Raw genomic sequence first — 20,032 nt, forward strand, 5'->3', positions numbered from 1 at the left:
GCTCCTTCGACTGCCGGATTGTAGGGGCAACCGCTCATGTGACGAGTCCTTTTGTCGTATATTCGGGCGAATCCCACAGTCGGCGGTCGATGACGTCGGCCAGGATGTCGACAGCGCCGATGATATCGCGCTTGTCGATGTAGAGTGGGGTCAGGCCAAATCGCAGGATATCGGGAGCGCGAAAGTCGCCGATCACACCGCGGGCGATGAGCGCCTGCATGACCGAATATCCATCCGGGTGGCGGAAGGACACCTGGCTGCCGCGCCGGGCCCCGTCGCGTGGCGACGCGAGCACAAGGTCAGGACAGCGGCTTTCGACTTCGGCGATGAACAGTTCCGCCAGGTCCAGCGACGCCGTACGGATCGCAGCCATATCGACGCCTTCCCAGACATCAAGCGCGGCGTCGAGCGTGGCGAGTGCCAGGATTGGTGGGGTCCCGACGCGCATGCGCTCGATGCCGGCACCGGGACGATAGGACAGGTCGAACGCGAAGGGGGCTTCATGTCCCATCCAGCCCGACAGGGCGGGGCGAACCTGGTTGGCGAACCGCGGCGCCACATAGATGAAGGCGGGCGAACCCGGGCCCCCGTTCAGATATTTGTAGGTGCAGCCGATCGCAAAATCCGTGTCGGCACCGGTGACATCGACCGGCAACGCGCCCGCGGAATGTGCAAGATCCCAAATCACCAGCGCGCCCGCCGCGTGCGCCTTGTGGATGAGCGCGGGCATGTCATGGCGCCGGCCCGTTCGGTAATCGACTTCGGTCAGCAAAAGAACGGCGACAGTCTCGTCGATCGCCGCTTCGACCTCTTCGGGCGCTACGATGGTCAGTTCATAATCGCGCTGGAGCGAGGTCAGCAGCCCCTCCGCCATGTAGATGTCGGACGGGAAGTTGCCGCTGTCAGTGAGGACGACCCGCCGTTCCGGGTTCAACTCGAGCGCCGACGCGAGAGCCTGATAGACTTTGACTGACAGCGTATCCCCCATCACGACGCTACCGGTTGGCGCGCCGATCAGGCGGCCGACCCGATCGCCGATCCGCCGCGGCATGGTCATCCAGTCAGCTTCATTCCAGGCGCGAATCAACCGATCACCCCATTCGGCATTCACGGTGTCGAGCAACCGGCGTTCGACGCCGCGTGGCAGTGGGCCCAGCGAATTTCCGTCGAGATAGATGATGCCCTCGGGAAGCTTGAACAGGCCACGGGTCGTTGCAAAGTCAGTCAAGGTTTTGTCTCCACGGATGCCTGGCGCAGCGCAAAACGCTGGATCTTGCCGGTAGCGGTCTTCGGCAGCGCATCGAGAAAAGCGATTTCGCGCGGATATTTATAAGGAGCGATCGCCGCCTTGACGTGATCCTGCAGCGCTTTCGCCAGGCTCGGGTCAGCCGTATATCCCTCCGCCACTACGATGAACGCTTTCACCTTCATGCCGCGCTCGATACAGGGTACGCCGATCACCGCGCACTCCAGCACGGCCGGATGCCCATACAGCGCCTTTTCCACCTCGGGCGCGCCGATATTGTAGCCGCTGGAGACGATCATGTCGTCCGAGCGCGCCACGAAATGAAAATAGCCGTCCTCATCGCGACGATAGGTATCGCCGGTGACGTTCCAGCTATCGATGACATAGTCAGCCTGGCGTCGGTCATCGAGGTAGCGGCAGCCGGTGGGGCCCTTAACAGCAAGTCGCCCTGTCCCCGTCGGTATCGCGCGGCCTGCCTGGTCGAGGATCGTCACCTCGTACCCGGGGACCGCGCGGCCGGTCGCACCCGGGCGATTGTCGGTGCCGGCCGCCGAAACGAAGATGTGCATCATCTCCGTCGCGCCGAGGCCGTTGACGATTTCCAGGCCAGTCGCATCGCGCCACGCATGCCACACCGTCTCGGGAAGGTGCTCGCCGGCTGAAACGCAGAGGCGCAGCGATGACGGGATGTGCGATATGATTCCCAGCATCGCCTTGTAGGCAGTCGGGGCCGTGGCGAGGATCGTGACGCCAAACCGCTCGATGGTCTCCAAAAGGCCTTGCGGGGAGGATTGTTCGGCCGTGACCGCGACGCCGCCGAAGCGCAGCGGGAAGATCAACTGCATGCCGAGGCCGAACGTGAAGGCGATCGGTGCCGAGCATAACCACCGATCCTGCGGGCTGGGCGCGATGATGTGCCGGGCAAAACTATCCGCAGGCGCGAGAATGTCGCGATGGAACTGAACGCAGCCCTTGGGCTTTCCGGTCGTGCCGGAGGTGAAGGCGATAAGCGCGGGGTCGTCGCGATGTGTCGCGATCGGCTCGAACCCGGGCGCGACGGTGGCCATCCGCGCTTCGACGTCGCCCGTGCCGGCATCGCCATCATAGATCAGGCAAGAGCGAAGCGTGGATGCGTTGTCCTGCGCCGCCCGGAAATCGCTCAGGCTGCGACGATCGACGATCGCATGCGTGATTCGCGCACGATCGAGGATCGTCACTATCTCGCTTGCCCGCAGGATCGGCATCGTCGCCACGACCACGCCGCCAGCCTTGAGAACGCCGAGCCACGCGGTGAACATCAGCGCTGTGTTGGGCCCGCGCAACAATACGCGATTACCCGGTACCAGACCCTCTTGTTCGACCAGAATGCGGGCGATCGCATCCGAGCGTGCTTGCAACTGGCCATAGGTCCAGCTGCCCGTTTCGTTGATGATCGCCACCGAGTGGGGATCCTGACCTTCAAGCAGGGCAACCGCCGCGTTCAGGCGATCGGGGTAATGCAACTCGGGCAGATCGAACCGGAATTCCGGCTGGAGTGACGATGGCGGCAGCCGGTCACGAACGAACGTGTCGACATGCGCCGTGATCATCGCTCGGGCACCACCGCGGTGGTTTCGATCTCGAGCTTCGCCCTTCGTTCGATCAGGCCGGCAACGATGACCACGGCCATTGCCGGGAAATTTCGTCCAAGCATCTCACGATAGACCGCACCGATCTCGCGCCCCGCCGCGAGATATTCGTCGCGGTCGGTAATGTACCAGGTCATGCGGACGATATGCTCGGGGCCCGCGCCGGCTTCGGCCAGGATGGCGAGCGTGTTGATGATCACCTGGCGGAACTGGCCGACAAAGTCTTCCGTCTCGATGACCTCTTCGGCATTCCAGCCGATCACGCCGGCCGTGAAAACCATCCGGCCTCTCGCGGCGATGCCGTTGGCATATCCCTTGGGGCGAACCCGGCCAGGGGGTTGCAGGATATCATGGACACTCACTGCATCGTCCCCTCGATACGGGCACGCCAGTCGGCCGGCCAGGGCAGCGAGCGCATCGCGTCCAGCTCGACCAGCACCTGGGTATAATGCGCGGATAACCGGTGCTCGCCGGCACAGGACATGGCGAGGGTGAGATCGATCGAGCTGGTGCTGATCCGTTCAGTAGTGAGCGCGAAATCGAGCCAGTCGCCCAGCCGGCTGGGGCTGGCGAACTGGACCCGCATGTCGACCGTGGGCAATCCGCGGCCCAGCTCGAGATGGAGGATACGGCGCGGCACGCCGATGACCTGCTCGGTCCAGTCCTCGATGACAGCATCGGCGAGTTCGAGCAGCCGCGGATAATAAGCGATCCCGGCGGCGTCGCAGTGCGCAAAGCGAAGGCGGTGCCGTGCCAAGAAAGCATGACTCACGGCCGGAACGCCTTGAGATGCTCGCGGGCGATCACCATGCGCTGGACTTCGGACGCGCCCTCGTAAATGCGCAATGCGCGGACCTCGCGGTAGAGCGCCTCGACCGTTGCCCCGACGGTGACGCCCATGCCGCCGAACAGCTGCACCGCCTTGTCGATCACCTGCTGCGCGCTGTCGGTCGCATGGAGCTTGGCAAGGGCTGCCTCGCGCGTGTTGCGGACCTGCTTGACGTCGCGGAGCCAACCGGCCCGATAGATGAGCAGCGCTGAGGTTTCGATGTCGAGCACCATCTCGGCGAGCGTCGCCTGGGTCACGGCATTGTCGGCGAGAACGCCGTCGCCGAGCCGGCGGGTCAGCGCGCGTTCGGTCGCCTCGTCGAGCGCGCGGCGCGCAAAGCCGAGCGCCGCAGCGCCGACGGTGGTGCGGAAGATGTCGAGCGTCGCCATCGCCTGGGCGAAGCCGCGGCCGCGTTCGCCAAGCAGTGCATTGGCGTCAAGTCGGACATCATCGAAGCGCAAGGTCGCCAATGGGTGCGGTGCGATGACCTCGATCCGCTCGCTCGCGTCGAGGCCTGCGACACCGGCATCGACGATGAAGGTCGAGACACCCCTGGCGCCGGGCGCCTCGCCGGTGCGTGCAAACAGGACGTAATAGTCTGCGATGCCGCCATTGGAGATATATGTCTTGGCGCCATTGAGCGTGTAACCATTGTCTTCCTCGACTGCCGTCATCTCCATCGACGCGACGTCGGAGCCGGAAGCCGGTTCGGTCAGCGCAAAGGCGGCGATCTTTTCGCCGCGCGACACGGCCGGCAGATAGGCCTGCTTCTGTGTCTCGGTGCCGAACAGGGTGATGGTGCCGGAGCCGAGCCCCTGCATCGCAAAGACGAAATCGGCGAGCCCCGAATGGCGCGCGAGCGTCTCGCGGATCAGCGCCAGCGAGCGTACGTCGAGCGACTCCAGCGCGCCACCATAAGCAGCAGGAACGCAGTAGCGCAGCCAGCCGCCATCGCCGAGCTTGCGCACCAGCGCACGGCACTCGGCATCGACGTCGCCGCCATGGTGCGCCTGGATGTTCTCACTGCACCAGGCATCGAGCTCCTCGCCGAGCGTGCGGTGCGCGGGCTCGAAGAACGGCCAGTCCAGAAAAGCGCGGTCAGCCATTCAATTGCCCTCGAATACCGGCGAACGTTTCTCGGCAAAGGCCTCGAACGCGCGCCGGAAATCCTGGGTCGCCATGCAGAGCGCTTGCGCCTGGGCTTCCATCTCGATCGCTGTATCGATGCTGACCGCCCATTCGGTGGCGAGCTGGGTCTTGGTGATGCCGTGGGCGAAGGTCGGCCCGCTCGCCAGCGACGCCGCCAGTATCCGTGCCTCGCTCATCAGCGCGGCGCGTTCGACCAGCCGGTTGTGGAACCCCCAGCGCTCTCCTTCGCTCGCTGACATGACGCGGCCGGTGAACAGCAGTTCGGATGCGCGGCCTTGCCCGATGATGCGTGGCAGGATGGCGCAGGCCCCCATGTCGCAACCGGCGAGGCCGACGCGGGTGAAGAGGAAGGCGGTCTTGGTCTCGGGTGTCGCTAGCCGCATGTCGGACGCCATCGCCATGATCGCACCGGCACCGACGCAAACCCCATCGAGTGCGGCGATGATGGGTTGGGGGCAGCCACGCATCGCCTTGACCAGATCGCCCGTCATGCGAGTGAAATTGAGCAATTGCGGCATCGCCATCGCGGTCAGTGGGCCGATGATCTCATGGACGTCGCCACCCGACGAAAAATTGTCGCCCGCGCCTGTCACGATCACGACCTTGACCTCGTTGGCATAGACTAGCGCCCGAAAGGCGTCGCGCAGCTCGGCATAGCTCTCGAACGTCAGCGGGTTCTTGCGCTCGGGCCGGTTGAGCGTGACGGTCGCGACACCGTCGGCGAATTCCCAGCCGAAATGCATGGGGGTGAAGCTGGCCGGGTTCATGGCTGTTCCTTTCGGGTCGCCTCGCCGAGCGAGGATTTGAGATGGCCGAGCGCGGCATAGAGCGCATCGCCTTCGTCAGGCGTCAGGCTGGCGAAGAGATCGTCGATCCAGCCATGATGGGCGGCGGCCATGTCGTTGAAATGCGCCCGCCCGGCATCGCTCAGGCTGACCACCGATGATCTTTTGTCGGTGGGATGCGGGGTGGTGACGACCATCTCATCTCGACGGAGCGACTGGATGATCGCCGTGACATTGCCATTGGCGACGAGGAGGGTCCGAGACAGCTCGCTCATCGTCATGCCGCCGACGCTGCGGTCGAGGGCTGCGAGAACGTCGAACCTCGGCAGGGTGCTGGCGAACTCCGCACCCAGCCTGCGCTGGACCAGCTTCTCGATCGTCATCGTGCAGCTGAGCAGGCGCAGCCAGATGCGCACGCTGGCGCGGTCGTCGAGCGCGCCTTCATGCTTTTCGATGATGGCGGGTTTCGCCGTCACGCGGTCTCTCCGCCCGACACCGAAATAGCCTGGCCGGTGATCGAGGCGCTGCCGGGCTGGCACAGCCACAATACCGCGTCGGCGACTTCGCGCGGCTGGATCAGCCGGGCCTGCGGATTGAAGCGCGTCAGTTCGGTCACCGCCTCTTCGGGGCTGCGCCCGGTCGTGCTCCCGATTTTCGCCACGGCATCGGCGACGATGGCCGTGTCAGTGAAGCCGGGACAGACGGCATTCACCGTGATCCTGGTCTTCGCCAGTTCGAGTGCGAGCGCGCGGGTCAGGCCGATGGCACCGTGCTTCGCCGCGACATAAGGCGCGGTATAGGCGTATCCGCGCAGGCCGGCCGTCGAGGCGATTGTCACGATCCTGCCCGCGACTGCCGCCTTGAGATCGGGCAGGGCGGCCTGGCAGCAATGGAACAGCGCGTCGAGATTGACCGCCATGACCTGTCGCCAATCGTCTTCGGCGACCCGGCCGAAAGGCGCGCTCGCGGCGATACCGGCATTGTTGACGAGGATCGCGATCGGGCCGTGCGCCGCGCGCGCGGTCTCGAACGCGCGATCGACCTCCGCGCGAACCGATATGTCGGCGGGGACGATGCAGGCGCCGGGGATTTGGCCGGCGACCTCTTCGAGCTTGTCGCGCCGCCGTCCGATCAGGCTCAGATTGACACCCTGGTCAGCCAGCGCGCGGGCGATTTCGGCACCGATCCCAGTGCCGCCGCCAGTGACCACGGCGTGCAGTCCTGCCAACTGCGTCATGCGCGCGCCTCCATTTCCGCGGCACGCGCGAGATTGCGCGCAAGCTGTGCCTGGCCGCCGAGATAAGGCGAGGGCACGAAGATATCGCGATGGCCCGCGGCAGCGGCGGCCCGCAGCGTCCACATCGGATCGATCAAATGGGGCCGGGCAAGCGCGACCAGATCGGCGCGCCCCGCGGCCAGGATAGAATTGACGTGATCGGGCTCGAAGATGTTCCCCACCGCCATCGTCGCGACGCCCGCTTCATTGCGGACGCGATCGGCGAACGGCGTCTGGAACATGCGGCCATAGACTGGCCTGGCATCCGCCCAGGTCTGGCCGGCCGACACGTCGATCAGGTCCGCGCCGGTAGCCGCAAAGGCGCGCGCGATCTCGACGGCTTCGTCCGGCGTCACGCCGTCCTCTCCCGCCCAGTCATTGGCCGAGATGCGCACCGACATCGGGCGGTCGGCCGGCCATGCGGCGCGCATCGCGGCGAAGACGTCGAGCGGGAAGCGCAGCCGGTTCTCGAGTGGGCCGCCATATTCATCGCTGCGCTTGTTCATCAGCGGCGTGATGAAACTCGAGAGCAGATAGCCATGCGCGGCGTGGAGCTCGATCATGTCGAAGCCGGCGTCCACGGCCATGTGGGTCGCTGCGACAAAGGCATCGCGCACGGTATCCATCTCGGGGCGGGTGATCGCGCGTGGCGTCTGGTTTGCCGCGCTCCACGGCACGTCGGAGGCAGCGAGCAGCGGCCAGTTCCCTTTGTCGAGCGGAACATCATAACCTTCCCAGCCGACCCTGGTCGAACCCTTGGGGCCGGCATGGCCAAGCTGGAGGCAGATTTTCGCTGCGCTGTTGGCGTGGACGAAGTCGACGATCCTGCGCCAGCCGGCGACGTGGCCGGGCGCGTACATGCCGGCACAGCCTGGCGTGATCCGGCCATCGGCGGAAACACAGGTCATCTCGGTATAGACGAGGCCAGCGCCGCCCTGCGCCCGGGTGCCGTAATGGACGAGATGGAAATCGCCAGGCGTGCCGTCCGCGGCCGAATAGGTCGCCATCGGCGAGACGACCACGCGGTTAGCCAGTGTCATCCCCCGCAGATGATAGGGCACGAACATCGGTGCCACGGCCTTATTCGTGCCGCCCGCGAACCAGCGCTCGACGCTCTCCAGCCAGGCGCGGTCGCGCAACCGCAGATTCTCGTGGCTGACGCGCTGCGATCGGGTCAGCAGCGAATAAGCGAACTGGATAGGCTCGAACCCGAGATAGCGGTCGAGCGTCTCGAACCATTCGGTCGAATTGCGGGCCGAATTCTGCAGCTTGAGCACCTCGACGGTGCGCTCCGCCTGGTATTCGGTGAGTCCCTGGTCGCGCGACAGGCCGGGCCGGTTGAGCACCTCGGCCAGCTTGATCGCGTCCTCCAGCGCGAGCTTGGTGCCCGATCCGATCGAAAAATGCGCGGTGTGCGCCGCGTCGCCCATCAGGATCAGCTTGTCGTACGCCCAGGCATCGCACAGCACGCGCGGGAAATTGATCCAGGCAGCCGACCCGCGCAGATGCGCGGCATTGGTCATCAGCGCATGGCCATCGAGGTGGCGGGCGAAGATCTTCTCACATAGCGCGATTGCCTCGGATTGTTCCATCTCACCGAACCCGAGCTTTTCCCAGGTATCGGGCGCGCACTCGACGATGAAGGTCGAGAGATCGTCAGAGAAGCGATAGGCGTGCGCCCAGACCCAGCCAGCCTCGGTCTGCTCGAAGGCGAAGGTGAAGGCGTCGAAGGTCTTGTGCGTGCCAAGCCAGATGAACTTGTTGCGCCGGACGTCGATATCGACCCCGAAATGTCCGGCATAGCGCTTGCGGAAACGGCTGTTCAGGCCGTCGGCGGCGATGACGAGATCATAATCGGGATAGTCGGCGAGGTCGTCGCTCGATTCATGCTCGAAATGGAGCACGACGCCAAGAGCTTGTGCCCGCTCCTGCAGGATCTGGAGCAGCCGCTTGCGGCCGATCCCGATGAAGCCGTGGCCCGAAGAGCGGATCGACTCGCCGCCGATCGACACCTCGATATCGTCCCAATGAGCGAATTCGCTGGCGATGATACGGCCGCTCACCGCGTCGTTCGCCATGAGATTCTCGACGGTCTGATCCGAGAACACGACGCCCCAGCCGAACGTGTCGCCGGCCCTATTGCGCTCGAACACCTCTATCTCATGCGCCGGGTCGCGGAGCTTCATCGAGATCGCGAAATAGAGTCCCGCCGGTCCGCCGCCGACACATGCGATGCGCATCGATCTCTCTCCAAACTATTTCAAGCTTGAAGCAAATCGTGCGACCTTGCAAGAGTGGTCTTGCGAAACGGGAGGAGCGCTGACTGACCGCTTCGTACCGTTCGACTGGCAGGATCCTTTCCTCATCGACGCCCGCCTGGCGATAAGGAGTGGATGATCCAGGATGCAGGGGAGGGCTATGCGCAACAGGCGCTGCAGCCGCGCACTATCGAGGCGGATTATTGTGCGTGATCGGTCGCCAGCCTCGTGGCTGACGCGATCGAAAGCTCGATCACCCATGAATTGCGCGGATGATCGCCATCGGGAGTGGACCACTTTCGCGACCGGAATATCGCGTGCAATTTAACGTGCGGAAGTGGGGGTGCTCAGGTAACGGGTCGCGCGGCGTCCAGTGAGCGTCGATATGGCAGAGACCGGTATCACAACCCGCTCATACGATCAGGCGACACTTGCGACTGGTGCTGGTTTCGGCTGGTGGCGACGGCTCGGCTATGCGTTCGGCAATGCCGGGCTGATGATCGGGCTGAGCCCGATTACGCTGATGCTCCTTTTCTATCTGACCGAGGTGGTGGGGTTGCGGGCAGGGCAGGCCGGTATGGTCATTGCGTTGCCGAAGATGTGGGATGCGTTGCTCGGCCCCGGGATCGGCGGTTGGGTTGAACGGCTGGCTGCCGGGATGAAGCGGCGCACGCCGATCGCGCTGATTTCCGGCACCGGGTTTCTCGCGGCGCTGATACTCATTTTCTCGCTTCCGCCGTTGCAATCGGCACTGTCGATTCAAATCACGGTCATCGTGCTGTTGATCCTGTTGTCGGTGACCGAGACGGCGTTCACGGTTTCGCAGTTCGCCCTCGCCACCGAATTGAGCGTGACCGAGAATGAACTGAGCGGGCTGTTGTCGCTTTCGGGCGGCATGGGCCAGGCGTTTCTGGTCGCGGGCGCAGTGATGGCGCCTGTGCTGGTTTCCTGGTCGGGCGGCGGTCGGTCGGGTTATTCGCTGATGGCGGTGCAGGTCGCGGTGATAGCGGCTATCGCCATCGGCGTATTCGTCGCGACGACGGCGCGTGTTCCTGTCCGGCAACTCCCTCCGGCCAAGGCGCCCCTGTCGCTACGCGCTTCGATCCGTATCACCGCTTCCAATCGCGCTTTCTATTTTCTGATGGCCGGTGTGCTCTGTCTTAGCGCCGCTTCGGCATTTATCGGCAGCGTTCTGCCGTTCGCGGCGAGATATGTTCTGGAAAATGGTCGGCATGGGCTTCCCATATTGCTCGCGGCATCGGGAGCGGGAGCAGTCGGCGGCATGTCGCTGGCGCCCTGGCTCGTGAGGCGTTTCGGCGCCGGGCAGTCGGTTCGCGCATGCACGCTCGCGATCGCGGCGATGCTGGGCGCACTCTTTCCGGCAAGCTATGGTCCGCCCTGGATGAATTGGATCGCGATCGGCGGCGTGGGCCTCGCTGCGGGGGCCGCGACCATCCTTTTGCAGACAATCTCCCTCGAGGTCGTCGAGCACGAGGCCGGGATCGTCACCGGCTTTTACCTTGGCATCATGGTGGCGGGGTTCAAACTGGGCGCGTCCATGGGCAGCCTCATGGCGGGCGGCATGTTGGACCTGATCGGTTTTGCGCCTGGCGGCGCCCATCAATCGCCCCTGACCTTGGTCGGGCTTCGGATCGGCTACACCCTGGTTCCGCTTGTCCCGGTAGCAATCGGCTATCTATTCCTGCGCAGCGTTACCGTGATGCCTCCCCATGCCGGGGCGGCAAGCCGATCGCGAAGATAACAGCTATGGCTCGGCGGTGAAGGGCTTCAGCGCGAGGCGCAGCGCCGCTTGATAGCGCGCCAGGTCGTAATCCGGGTCGGCCATCTCGGCGAATTGGGCGGTGAGCACCATCATGCTGAGTAGCGTGAGCACGGTATCCACATCGGCGTCGGGGCGAAGGCGCCCATGGTGTTTCGCCGACAGCACGATCTTTCGGAGCGCATCGCTGCTGACCTGCCAGTGGCGGCGCCCCTTCTCCGCCATGTGGGAATCCCCGCGCATTCGGGTGTAAATTTCCCAGATATATGATTCGTTGTCGTCAGATTCCAGTTGAATGGAAACGAAATCATCGCACAGGAAGTAATCCAGCGCGTCAGGGCGGTTTAATAATTCTTCGCCTCTCTGTTCTATTCTTGCAGTATGTGCGTCAATCAAGGCATCGAGTATCTCGGATTTGCTTTTGAAGTAATAATATAGGTGGCCGGGGCTGATATTAAGCTTGCCACATATGTCGTCTATCTTTGCCTCTTTGATGCCCTTTTCGGAAAAGCAGATGCCGGCCGCCGCCAGAATCTCCGAGCGACGCGCCGCAGCCTTCTTGGTGGGACCGGTCATATCATCTCCTAAAAAATAGGTTCGCTACTCTAAAACCGCTTGACAGCAGGAGCTAGCGATAAATAGTAGAGTCATTACTCTAAAAAATAAGAAACCAGTATCGAGGAGGGGGACTGCATGAATCCAGCTCGCCGCGTGGCCCTGATGGCCACTTGTTCGTTGGCCTTGGCTGCATCGTTTGGCGCGGAGGCGCAGGCCCTGGCTGGCGCGTCGGAGGCATCCGCGCCAGACTCGGTCACTCAAAGCCCTGACGCGCAGGAAGGAGTGCCGGAGCAGGACATTGTCGTTACCGCCAACAAGCGCACCGAGCGCCTGATGGACGTGCCGGCGTCAGTCACCGCGATCAACGCCGAGGCACTGGTAAGCCGTGGGGCGAACGGGTTTGAGGATTACGCGGCGAAATCACCCGGCCTGAACATCAACAATGCGTCGGCCAGCGGCGGGCTGAATCAGATTTCCATCCGTGGCGTTACCACCGGCGGCGGCGGAAACCCCACGGTGGGCTTCTACATCGATGACGCTCCGTTTGGTTCCAGCACCAACCTTGGCGGTGGCGCGATTTTCGCGCCGGACCTGGACCCTTCCGACCTTACCCGGATTGAAGTGCTGCGCGGCCCACAGGGGACGCTCTATGGGGCGGGCAGCATGGGCGGGCTGGTCAAATTCGTGACTCAGGCGCCGAATTTCGAACAGTTCAGCGGTCGTATTCAGGTCGACGGAAATCAGATCGACGGCGGCGGGACAGGCTATGGTGTGCGGGCGGCCGCGAATATACCGCTCGGCGGCAATCTTGGCTTGCGGGTCAGCGGATTCAACCGCTGGGATCCAGGCTTCATCGATGATGCCGCTCGCGAGGCGCGCAATGTAAACGGCGCCCGCTTCACCGGTGGCCGGGCGTCGCTGGGCTGGCGCGTGAGCGAGGACTGGACCGTTCGCGCATCGGCTCTCATCCAACATCAGAGCGGGCGCGGCACGCCGACAGAGGACTTCGATCTCGCCACCGGCAAGCTCCTGTATGGTGATCTGCGTCAGGTGCGTGCGCCGGGCACGGGCGCCACTCGGGCGACCTATAATCTCTACGATGTCCGCATCGAAGGTCATCTTGGCGCAGCGGACCTTGTATCGGCGACAAGCTATGGAAAGCTGACGTCGCGGATCAACACCGACGCCACGCCGCTTTACGGACCGATGCTGAGCGACGCGCTCGGGCTGCCCGGGCTCGGGGCGGCGATCCAGGGCCAGTCGGGTTTGAATAAGGTGACGCAGGAATTGCGCCTGAGCTCGCCTTCCGGCCAGCGCTTCGCTTGGCAGGTCGGGCTGTTCTATACGCACGAAAGCTCGATGGTGACTCAGGAGCTGCCGCTTTTCATGGCGGCGACCGGTGGTCCGCTACCCGTCAGCTTGCCGGCCGCGCTCAAGGTTTCGGTTCCGTCGACATACAGCGAGATTGCCGCATTCGGTGATGCCACCTATCGCTTCAGTTCCCGGTTCGATCTCATGGCTGGCCTGCGTTACAGCCGAAACCGCCAGTCGGCGGACCAGGGCACGCAGGGGTTCCTGGTCGGGCCGCCGAGCACGACGCACCTTGCTTCTCGTGATGGCTCGGTGACGTTTCTCGTTACGCCGCGCTTCCACCTCAGCGACAATACGATGGTCTATTTGCGCGTGGCGTCGGGCTATCGGCCGGGCGGTCCGAACATCGTCGTGACCGACGTTCCCAACAGCTACAAGCCGGACACGCTGACCAATTATGAGGCGGGATTGAAGGCCGACCTGTTCCATCGGCTTCTCAGCCTGGAAGCATCGGCGTTCTATATCGACTGGAAAGACGTTCAGCTGCTCCAGATATCCCCGCTGGGTACGAGTTACTACAGCAATGCGGGCAAGGCTTCGAGCAAGGGAGTGGAGGTTTCCTTCTCGTTGCGTCCGGCGCGCGGCTTCGTCGTTGATGGAAATCTCAGCTACATTGATGCGACGCTTGGTCGGTCACTGCCGCTCCCGACGGTTGGGATGAAAGGCGACGCGCTGCCGTTCACGCCGCGCTGGAGCGGCCAGGTCAGTGCTGAATATCAGTTCCCGCTGGGGGATGCGTGGACCGCCACGGCCGGCTCCGATTTCCGATATGTGGGCAATCGCCAATCCAGTTTCGCCGAGGAGGCTGGCCAGCCTCGGTTCCAGTTGCCGGCTTATGACGTGGTCGATCTGCACGCGGGCGTTCGCAAGGGCGGTCTGTCGCTCAACTTCTATCTCAAGAATGTCGGGAACTCGATCGGCCAGGCGAACGGATTTATCCTTGGCCCGATCGCCGAGGTGTCGGTGATCCGTCCCCGGACCTTCGGTTTCTCGATCGCCCAGACCTTCTGATCGCGGCTTCCGGTCGCGTCCCTTCAATCGAGAGATGTCCATGAAACACCTGCCTGCTCTCGCATCGGCCCTGGCCCTGGCATTCACGTCCCAGGCTGAGGCTCAGACGGTCATTCACGCGGGGCACCTGCTCGCGGAACCCGGTCAGCCGGTGAGCGATCGCCAGTCGATCATCATCAAGGATGGACGGATCGTCGCCGTAAAAGACGGGTATGTCGATGGCGAGCGGGTGATCGATCTTTCCAACGACTGGGTGATGCCCGGTCTGATCGACATGCACACACATGTGTCGATCACGATGGACATCGACTTGCCCAATCCGGCGGCTGACATGCTGCCGGCGGTACTTGGGCGGCCGACGCAGCGCGTCCTTGCGACGATACCGCGCGCGCAGGCCATTTTGCGCAATGGTTTCACCACTATCCGCAATCTGGGTGATCCCGCCAATGTCACCTATGATCTCAGGAACGCCATAAATGCCGGGATCGTGGCCGGTCCGCGCATCATCGCGGATGAACCGATGTTCGGCGTATCCGGCGGAGACTATGATGCGAGCGCTTTCGGAGAGCGCGCCGATCTGGAGCCGTTGTTCCGCAGTCGCGGTACCTGCACGGGGGCGATCGATTGCGCGCGGGCGGTGCGGGAAGAAGTTCGCCGCGGGGCGGACGTCATCAAGCTTCGGCTGGCGGCGCAAACATCCGATCCGAAAAGCGGGCCGATGGAAACCCCCGAAGAAATCCAGGCCATCGTTACGACCGCCCACCGCCTCAATCGGAAAGTGGCTGTCCATTCCGCAGGCTCCGACGTCGCCAATGAAATCGCCATCGATGCGGGAGCCGATACCATGGAGCATGGCCCGCTGAGCGATCGCAACATCGCCGGCATGATGTCGCGCCGCACTGCCTACACGGCGACGATGATGGCGGCTAAGATGGCGGAAGGAAAATTGGGCGTCGAAGGCGGCTATTATTCCCAGGTCGCGGGCAGCGTCCGCAAGGCCTATCGGGCCGGTGTGCCGATCCTGTTCGGCTCTGACCTGCCAGTCGTCCCCATTGCACGCGTCGCCGAAGAATTCATCTTGCTGAATGAGGCGGGCCTTACCCCGGCTGACGCCCTGAAGACGGCCACGGTCAATGCTGCCCGGGCCCTGGGCAGGGAGAGCGAGATCGGCTCGATCGCGCCTGGCAAGGCCGCCGATATCATCGCTGTGGCGCGCGATCCGCTCAAGGACCTGCGGGAGATGGGCAGGGTCACCTTCGTCATGAAGGGTGGGCAGGTGATCCGGGATGATTCCTCGAAGGCGCCATGAGTGGGCGCTGATCCGCCGCTGATCCGATCCCATAAGATGGAAACCTCCGACATGCGCTCAAATCCAATGTTCACAAGCACGCGGCGTCAGGCGCTGCTGGGATTCGGCGCCCTTGGTGCGGGAGCCGTGCTGGCTTCAGGCAGTGCCAAGGCCGCTCAGCCCGTTTCCGGTATGCTCGACCTTGATGCGATGGTTGGCGTGGCGATGCGGGTGTTTGGTACGCCCGGGCTGTCGATCGCGCTGATCTCCCCCGGCAGTGAGCCGATTCTTCGTGGCTATGGCGTGCGCCAGTTGGGCAAGGCGGCACCGGTCGATCCGGGCACCGTCTTTGCCATAGCCTCCAATAGCAAGGCCTTCACGGCGGCGGCGCTGGCCCTTCTGGTGGATGAGGGGCGGCTCGACTGGGACGACCCGGTCGGCAATCACTTGCCCGGCTTTCGCCTGTACGATGCCTATGCCAGCCAGCAGATGACGGTGGCGGATCTTTTGACCCACCGCAGCGGCCTGGGTCTGGGGCAGGGCGATCTGCTCTTCTGGCCGGGCGGGCGGCGCACGGCCGCCGAAGTCGTGCGGCAGTTACGATATCTGAAACCCGCGACAAGTTTTCGCGCGAACTTCGCCTATGACAATGTTCTTTATATCGCGGCGGGGGAGCTGATCCGGTCGGTGTCGGGACAGAGCTGGGAAACGTTCGTTCAGCAGCGGCTCCTGTCTCCCATGGGAATGAGGGATTCCGCGCCGGACCAGAGCCTCCTGACCACGTCCAATCGTGCGGCCACTCATGCGCGGATCGATGGGCCGGTGCGGGGCACCGGGCGGATGCAGATCATCAGCCCGCTGAATGTGCCGGGCTCCGCCGTTCCGGATCCGTCCAACGCAGCCGGAGGCATCTACGCCAGCGCGCGTGATATGGCGCATTGGTTGCAGGTCCAGCTCGCTCGCGGCAAAACGCCTGACGGCAAGCGGCTGTGGAGCGAGGAGGGCGCATCGCAGATGTGGCGCCCGCGCACCCTCGTCAGCGCGTCCGCGACGTCGCCGGCGCGCGACGGCGATCCGCATTTTCTCCTTTATGCCTTGGGATGGGGCTTGCAGGATCACGGCGGCACCCCGTTCCTGGCCCATTCCGGCGGGATCGAAGGGGCGGCGTCCCGGGTGGTGCTCGTGCCGGAACTGGGTGTCGGCTTCGCAATTCTGACGAATGCCGAGGAGCAGGGTTGCCACATGTCGATCGCCGGCATGCTGTTGGATCACTATACCGCGCGGACGCCGACGGATTGGATCGCGGCATGGAAGGCGAAGGGAGCCAGTTCGCAGGCGGCGGCGCTCAAGGCGATCGAGGCCGCGCAGAATAGCCGCGCTACTGGTGGGGCGGCTTCTCTGCCGCTTGCCGCCTACGCGGGAACCTATCGGGACGATTGGTATGGCAAGATCGTCATCGCACCGGCGGGCGCGGGGCTCGCGATTGATTTCACCCACAATGCCGGCATGCGGGGGCGGCTGGAACATTGGTCGCGAGATACATTTCGCACGCGTTTCGACAATCCGGTGATCGAAAACGCCTACGTTACCTTCGCTTTGAACGAAGATGGTTCAGTGGACTGCGTCAAGATGCGGGCCATCTCTCCTATGGCTGATTTCAGCTACGACTATCAAGATATTCTATTGAGGCGCGCGGATGATGCTAAGGAATAAAGATGAAATCTACATTGCGATGGATTTGTATTTCTTGACGTCACATGGCGTTATTTAGTTTAAAAAAATCCATTCTCGTGAGGGTGGGGGGAAATGACTGTGGTCGTTAATATAAGAAACCGATTGTCATTTCGTGCGGACATCGAGAATTGGGAGTTGTCATCCCCGGTTCGTATCACCGGCTATACTTTCAATGATCATGATGCCCTGGTTGTAACGATCTCGGATGGAATTCATGTGGGTCGGGGCGAAGCAGCCGGCGTATATTATCTTGATGATTTCCCCGATCGGTGCATCCAGCAGCTGGAGGAGGTGCGCGACAAGATCGAAGCCGGGTTGACTCGGGACGAGTTGCGGCAGTTGCTGCCGCCGGGCGGCGCGCGCAACGCGGTGGATTGCGCTTTGTGGGAGCTCGAATCCAGGCAGGCGGGCAAGCCGGTCTGGGCGCTGGCAGGCCTTCGGCCGCCAAAGCCGCTTCTGACAACCTATACCTTGAGTGCTGACACGCCCGAAGCCATGGCGGAAGGCGCGCGCGGTAAATATGCCGATGCCAGGGCGATCAAGCTGAAGCTGCTCGGTGACGGGCTGGACGGGGATCGTGTTCGCGCCGTTCGTGCCGCACGCGACGATGTGTGGGTCGGTGTCGACGCCAATCAAGGGTTCGATCCGGATAGCTTGGCTGAACTGATGCCGGTCTTTCGTGAGGCTCGCGTGGCATTGATCGAACAACCCTTCAAGGTTGGCGACGATGCTCTGCTGGATGGACTGGTTTCGCCGATTCCGCTGGCAGCCGATGAAAGCGTCCAGTCGCTAGAGGATGTGGCGGCGCTCGTGGGGCGTTTCCAGGTGATGAACATCAAACTCGATAAGTGCGGCGGCCTGACCGAAGGTCTGTTGATGGCTGAAGAAGCCCGGCGTGTCGGGCTGAAGGTGATGATCGGCAATATGACCGGGACCTCGCTGGCCATGGCTCCGGCCCTGTTGATCGGCCAATATTGCGACGTGGTCGACCTCGACGGTCCGTTGTTTCTCGAATCCGATCGCAATCCACCGATCGTTTATGATCATGGCATGGTCAGCGCGCCCGCGGGCGTCTGGGGCTGGTCGAATCTGGCCACGTAAAAAGCTGATTCTCCAAAGAATTTTTAAAGCGATTGCCCCCATTCAAGGGGGCGCGAAAGGTTGCGAATGACTGCGTTTCGGCCGCTGCCTCCCACATGGTTGATGGGTCTCGGTTTTCTGCCGCAGGGGGTGAACGGCGCAATCCTTCTCGTGACGGTGCCGCAGTTGCTGGCGGCAAACCACGTGCCGGAAATTCACATCGCCGCCATCACGGCGACGGGGCTGCTGCCCAATGTCGGCAGTTTTATTCTGGGGCCGCTCCTGGACTGGCGCTTTACGCGACGTGCTTATGCGATCGTCCTGACGGTGGTGGGCGCACTCTGCACGTTCGGAGCGCTCCTGAAGATCGATGATCTGCCGCTGCTCACCCTGCTGCTCTTCGTGGCGAATCTGGCGATTTCGATGACCATTGCATCTGTGGGGGGATGGTTCGGCAACGTCGTAGAGCCTGAACAACAGGGACGGTTGAGCGCGTGGTTGACGGCCGCCAATGCGGGAACCTTCGGCCTGACGGCGGCGGCGGCGATGCACCTTCTCCGGGGCCTGCCCTATGTCCTTGGGGCAGGAATCCTGAGTGGTTTCATTCTATTGGCGGTACCGCTCTTCTGGGCCGTATATTGCTCCCCGGCGGACAGGGGGCTGGCGCGCGAAGGGTTCCGCCGGTTCATGGGCGACGTGCTGGCGGTACTCAAAAATCCCTCCGTGCAATGGAGCCTTGTGCTTTTCCTGCTGCCGGTATCCTCATTCGCACTGACGAATACGCTGGGCGCTTTCGGACGCGATTTCGGTACGTCCGAACATATGGTCGGCCTTCTTGGTGGGGCCGGGGCGTCGATCATGGGCGTGGCGGGTAGTTTGCTGATCCCACGGTTTGAACGCCTGGCCTCCCCTCGGTCGCTCTATCTGCTGGTCGGCGCGTCGGGGGCCATGTTCACTTTGTCGCTCGTGACCCTCCCGCACAACATGATCACATTCGGGACCGCTACCTTGGGTGAGAACCTGTTTCAGGGGGCGGCGCTTTCGCTGCAAAATCTGATCATCTTGCGCACCATCGGTCGTGACAATCCGCTGGCCGCGACGCAGTTCGGCCTTCTGACCGCCGCGACCTTCCTGCCGTTAACCTATATGCAGATGGCCGACGGCGCGGCCTATCATCTGTGGAGTGGTGTCAACGCCAGTTATGTCGTCGATGCGGTGGTCAGCGGCAGCTTCTGCCTGCTTTTGGGAGCAATCTGGATCTTGTGCGCCTGGAAGAATGCCGGAAGGCGTACTGCCTCACGAGTAGGCGCGACATAGAGCAAATTTGCCGTTGGAAGGATGTTTCAAAGGCGCTGAGGACTTTGTCCTGAACGTCGAGGAGACCGGTCGCGAGCGTTTTCAGGGCTGGTATCTTCCGGCTCGCGGCAGAGAAGGAACAGCGTCGTATCGACGATCATCTCGATATCGCGGGGCGTCATGGTGCGGCGGCAGACGATCGTGTGGTGCAGCATGGCGCCCGCCAGCGTATCGAAGGTGAACGACAGGTGCTCAGGGCTGGCGTTCGGCGCCAGCCGGCGGAAGAACATATAATAATATTCGCGCTCATTCTCCTTCTGGCGAGCCGTCACCAGCGCAAGGTCGGGAAGGCGGGACTCGGCTTCGCTGAGGCTCAGTATCGCTTTTCCGCGCGACCCTTCCATGTAGCGGGCAAAAGCGCCGGCATGGGCCAGCAGGCCCTCCCTGGCATCCATGCCGGGCGGAATCTCCGGCTCCACCTGGCGCGACGTCTCGTGCATGATCGCCGCGATCAGTTCCAGCTTGGACGAGAAGCGGCGATAGAGCGTCGCACGGCCGCACCCCGCCGCCTCCGCGACCGCCTCGAAGGTGAGGCCGTCATAGCCCTTGCGCGCCAACACGTCCCAGGCCGCATCGCGGATCGCCTGGTCCTTTTCCGCATCCCGGGGCCGTCCGCGCCCTCGCTCCACAATGCCGCCATTGGTGCCGGCGGTCTCGTTCGTCACCGTTTCAATCATCCTTTC

General features: G+C 63.2%; 18 protein-coding genes. 7 read left to right on the forward strand and 11 right to left on the reverse strand.

Translation table 11 applies throughout. The features are described 5' to 3' along the window. Window positions 1-34: 34 nt before the first annotated feature. Genes kynU through P0Y59_04565 form a run of 9 tightly spaced genes read right to left on the reverse strand, consistent with a single transcriptional unit; the run spans window position 35 to window position 9,153 of the window. Window positions 35-1,228 carry a kynureninase gene (gene kynU, locus P0Y59_04525; protein WEK00966.1) on the reverse strand — a complete coding sequence of 398 codons (1,194 nt, stop codon included), beginning with the start codon at window positions 1,226-1,228 and terminating at the stop codon, window positions 35-37. After that, window positions 1,225-2,835 carry an AMP-binding protein gene (locus P0Y59_04530; GenBank protein WEK00967.1) on the reverse strand — a complete coding sequence of 537 codons (1,611 nt, stop codon included), beginning with the start codon at window positions 2,833-2,835 and terminating at the stop codon, window positions 1,225-1,227. Before P0Y59_04530 ends, kynU begins: the two co-directional genes overlap by 4 nt. Beyond that, on the reverse strand, window positions 2,832-3,236 hold the full coding sequence (locus P0Y59_04535; protein ID WEK00968.1) for a RidA family protein: 405 nt from the start codon (window positions 3,234-3,236) through the stop codon (window positions 2,832-2,834). The genes P0Y59_04530 and P0Y59_04535 overlap by 4 nt, the downstream gene beginning before the upstream one ends. After that, window positions 3,233-3,646 carry a thioesterase family protein gene (locus tag P0Y59_04540; GenBank protein WEK00969.1) on the reverse strand — a complete coding sequence of 138 codons (414 nt, stop codon included), beginning with the start codon at window positions 3,644-3,646 and terminating at the stop codon, window positions 3,233-3,235. Before P0Y59_04540 ends, P0Y59_04535 begins: the two co-directional genes overlap by 4 nt. Further along, window positions 3,643-4,809: an acyl-CoA dehydrogenase family protein gene (locus P0Y59_04545; GenBank protein WEK00970.1), complete on the reverse strand. Its 1,167-nt coding sequence runs from the start codon at window positions 4,807-4,809 to the stop codon at window positions 3,643-3,645. The genes P0Y59_04540 and P0Y59_04545 overlap by 4 nt, the downstream gene beginning before the upstream one ends. Continuing rightward, window positions 4,810-5,619 (reverse strand): enoyl-CoA hydratase family protein, encoded by an 810-nt coding sequence (locus tag P0Y59_04550; protein ID WEK00971.1) that lies wholly within the window; start codon window positions 5,617-5,619, stop codon window positions 4,810-4,812. Continuing rightward, window positions 5,616-6,113, reverse strand: a complete 498-nt coding sequence (locus tag P0Y59_04555; GenBank protein WEK00972.1) for a MarR family transcriptional regulator — start codon at window positions 6,111-6,113, stop codon at window positions 5,616-5,618. Before P0Y59_04555 ends, P0Y59_04550 begins: the two co-directional genes overlap by 4 nt. Beyond that, the gene (locus tag P0Y59_04560; GenBank protein ID WEK00973.1) at window positions 6,110-6,874 is read right to left on the reverse strand and encodes an SDR family NAD(P)-dependent oxidoreductase; all 765 of its coding nucleotides are present in this window, start codon (window positions 6,872-6,874) and stop codon (window positions 6,110-6,112) included. Before P0Y59_04560 ends, P0Y59_04555 begins: the two co-directional genes overlap by 4 nt. Beyond that, window positions 6,871-9,153 carry a bifunctional salicylyl-CoA 5-hydroxylase/oxidoreductase gene (locus P0Y59_04565; GenBank protein WEK00974.1) on the reverse strand — a complete coding sequence of 761 codons (2,283 nt, stop codon included), beginning with the start codon at window positions 9,151-9,153 and terminating at the stop codon, window positions 6,871-6,873. The genes P0Y59_04560 and P0Y59_04565 overlap by 4 nt, the downstream gene beginning before the upstream one ends. Between P0Y59_04565 and P0Y59_04570 the strand changes: the two genes are divergently transcribed. Continuing rightward, window positions 9,146-9,310 (forward strand): hypothetical protein, encoded by a 165-nt coding sequence (locus P0Y59_04570; protein ID WEK00975.1) that lies wholly within the window; start codon window positions 9,146-9,148, stop codon window positions 9,308-9,310. The genes P0Y59_04565 and P0Y59_04570 overlap by 8 nt on opposite strands. 246 nt (window positions 9,311-9,556) lie before the next feature. Further along, entirely contained in the window at window positions 9,557-10,933 is a 1,377-nt protein-coding gene (locus tag P0Y59_04575; GenBank protein ID WEK00976.1) for an MFS transporter, read from the forward strand. A 3-nt stretch (window positions 10,934-10,936) separates the two neighbouring features. On the opposite strand, the gene P0Y59_04580 is transcribed toward P0Y59_04575, so the two are convergent. After that, window positions 10,937-11,527, reverse strand: a complete 591-nt coding sequence (locus P0Y59_04580) for a TetR/AcrR family transcriptional regulator (protein ID WEK00977.1) — start codon at window positions 11,525-11,527, stop codon at window positions 10,937-10,939. Window positions 11,528-11,692: 165 nt separating this feature from the next. Between P0Y59_04580 and P0Y59_04585 the strand changes: the two genes are divergently transcribed. The 5 genes from P0Y59_04585 to P0Y59_04605 all read left to right on the forward strand — a co-directional run bounded on the left by P0Y59_04585 (window position 11,693) and on the right by P0Y59_04605 (window position 19,310). Beyond that, on the forward strand, window positions 11,693-13,891 hold the full coding sequence (locus tag P0Y59_04585; GenBank protein WEK00978.1) for a TonB-dependent receptor: 2,199 nt from the start codon (window positions 11,693-11,695) through the stop codon (window positions 13,889-13,891). A gap of 40 nt (window positions 13,892-13,931) precedes the next feature. Further along, the gene (locus P0Y59_04590) at window positions 13,932-15,200 is read left to right on the forward strand and encodes an amidohydrolase family protein (GenBank protein ID WEK00979.1); all 1,269 of its coding nucleotides are present in this window, start codon (window positions 13,932-13,934) and stop codon (window positions 15,198-15,200) included. Next, entirely contained in the window at window positions 15,201-16,892 is a 1,692-nt protein-coding gene (locus P0Y59_04595; protein ID WEK00980.1) for a serine hydrolase, read from the forward strand. A gap of 93 nt (window positions 16,893-16,985) precedes the next feature. After that, window positions 16,986-18,014 (forward strand): dipeptide epimerase, encoded by a 1,029-nt coding sequence (locus tag P0Y59_04600; protein ID WEK00981.1) that lies wholly within the window; start codon window positions 16,986-16,988, stop codon window positions 18,012-18,014. Between the two features lie 66 nt (window positions 18,015-18,080). Further along, window positions 18,081-19,310, forward strand: coding sequence for an MFS transporter (locus P0Y59_04605; protein WEK00982.1), 1,230 nt, complete (start codon window positions 18,081-18,083; stop codon window positions 19,308-19,310). A 26-nt stretch (window positions 19,311-19,336) separates the two neighbouring features. Here the strand turns inward: P0Y59_04605 and P0Y59_04610 are convergent, their stop codons facing one another. Next, the gene (locus P0Y59_04610; GenBank protein ID WEK00983.1) at window positions 19,337-20,014 is read right to left on the reverse strand and encodes a helix-turn-helix domain containing protein; all 678 of its coding nucleotides are present in this window, start codon (window positions 20,012-20,014) and stop codon (window positions 19,337-19,339) included. Between the last annotated feature and the right edge of the window lie 18 nt (window positions 20,015-20,032).

Origin of the sequence: Candidatus Sphingomonas phytovorans, assembly GCA_029202385.1 — a bacterium.
Classification (GTDB): Bacteria; Pseudomonadota; Alphaproteobacteria; order Sphingomonadales; family Sphingomonadaceae; genus Sphingomonas; species Sphingomonas phytovorans.

Coding starts and splice junctions, on each gene's coding strand:
- P0Y59_04570 (WEK00975.1), top strand. CDS start 9,146: ATGCGCATCGATCTCTCTCCAAACTATTTCAAGCTTGAAGCAAATCGT.
- P0Y59_04565 (WEK00974.1), bottom strand. CDS start 9,153: ATGCGCATCGCATGTGTCGGCGGCGGACCGGCGGGACTCTATTTCGCG.
- P0Y59_04580 (WEK00977.1), bottom strand. CDS start 11,527: ATGACCGGTCCCACCAAGAAGGCTGCGGCGCGTCGCTCGGAGATTCTG.
- P0Y59_04560 (WEK00973.1), bottom strand. CDS start 6,874: ATGACGCAGTTGGCAGGACTGCACGCCGTGGTCACTGGCGGCGGCACT.
- P0Y59_04590 (WEK00979.1), top strand. CDS start 13,932: ATGAAACACCTGCCTGCTCTCGCATCGGCCCTGGCCCTGGCATTCACG.
- P0Y59_04530 (WEK00967.1), bottom strand. CDS start 2,835: ATGATCACGGCGCATGTCGACACGTTCGTTCGTGACCGGCTGCCGCCA.
- P0Y59_04605 (WEK00982.1), top strand. CDS start 18,081: ATGACTGCGTTTCGGCCGCTGCCTCCCACATGGTTGATGGGTCTCGGT.
- P0Y59_04600 (WEK00981.1), top strand. CDS start 16,986: ATGACTGTGGTCGTTAATATAAGAAACCGATTGTCATTTCGTGCGGAC.
- P0Y59_04575 (WEK00976.1), top strand. CDS start 9,557: ATGGCAGAGACCGGTATCACAACCCGCTCATACGATCAGGCGACACTT.
- P0Y59_04550 (WEK00971.1), bottom strand. CDS start 5,619: ATGAACCCGGCCAGCTTCACCCCCATGCATTTCGGCTGGGAATTCGCC.
- P0Y59_04545 (WEK00970.1), bottom strand. CDS start 4,809: ATGGCTGACCGCGCTTTTCTGGACTGGCCGTTCTTCGAGCCCGCGCAC.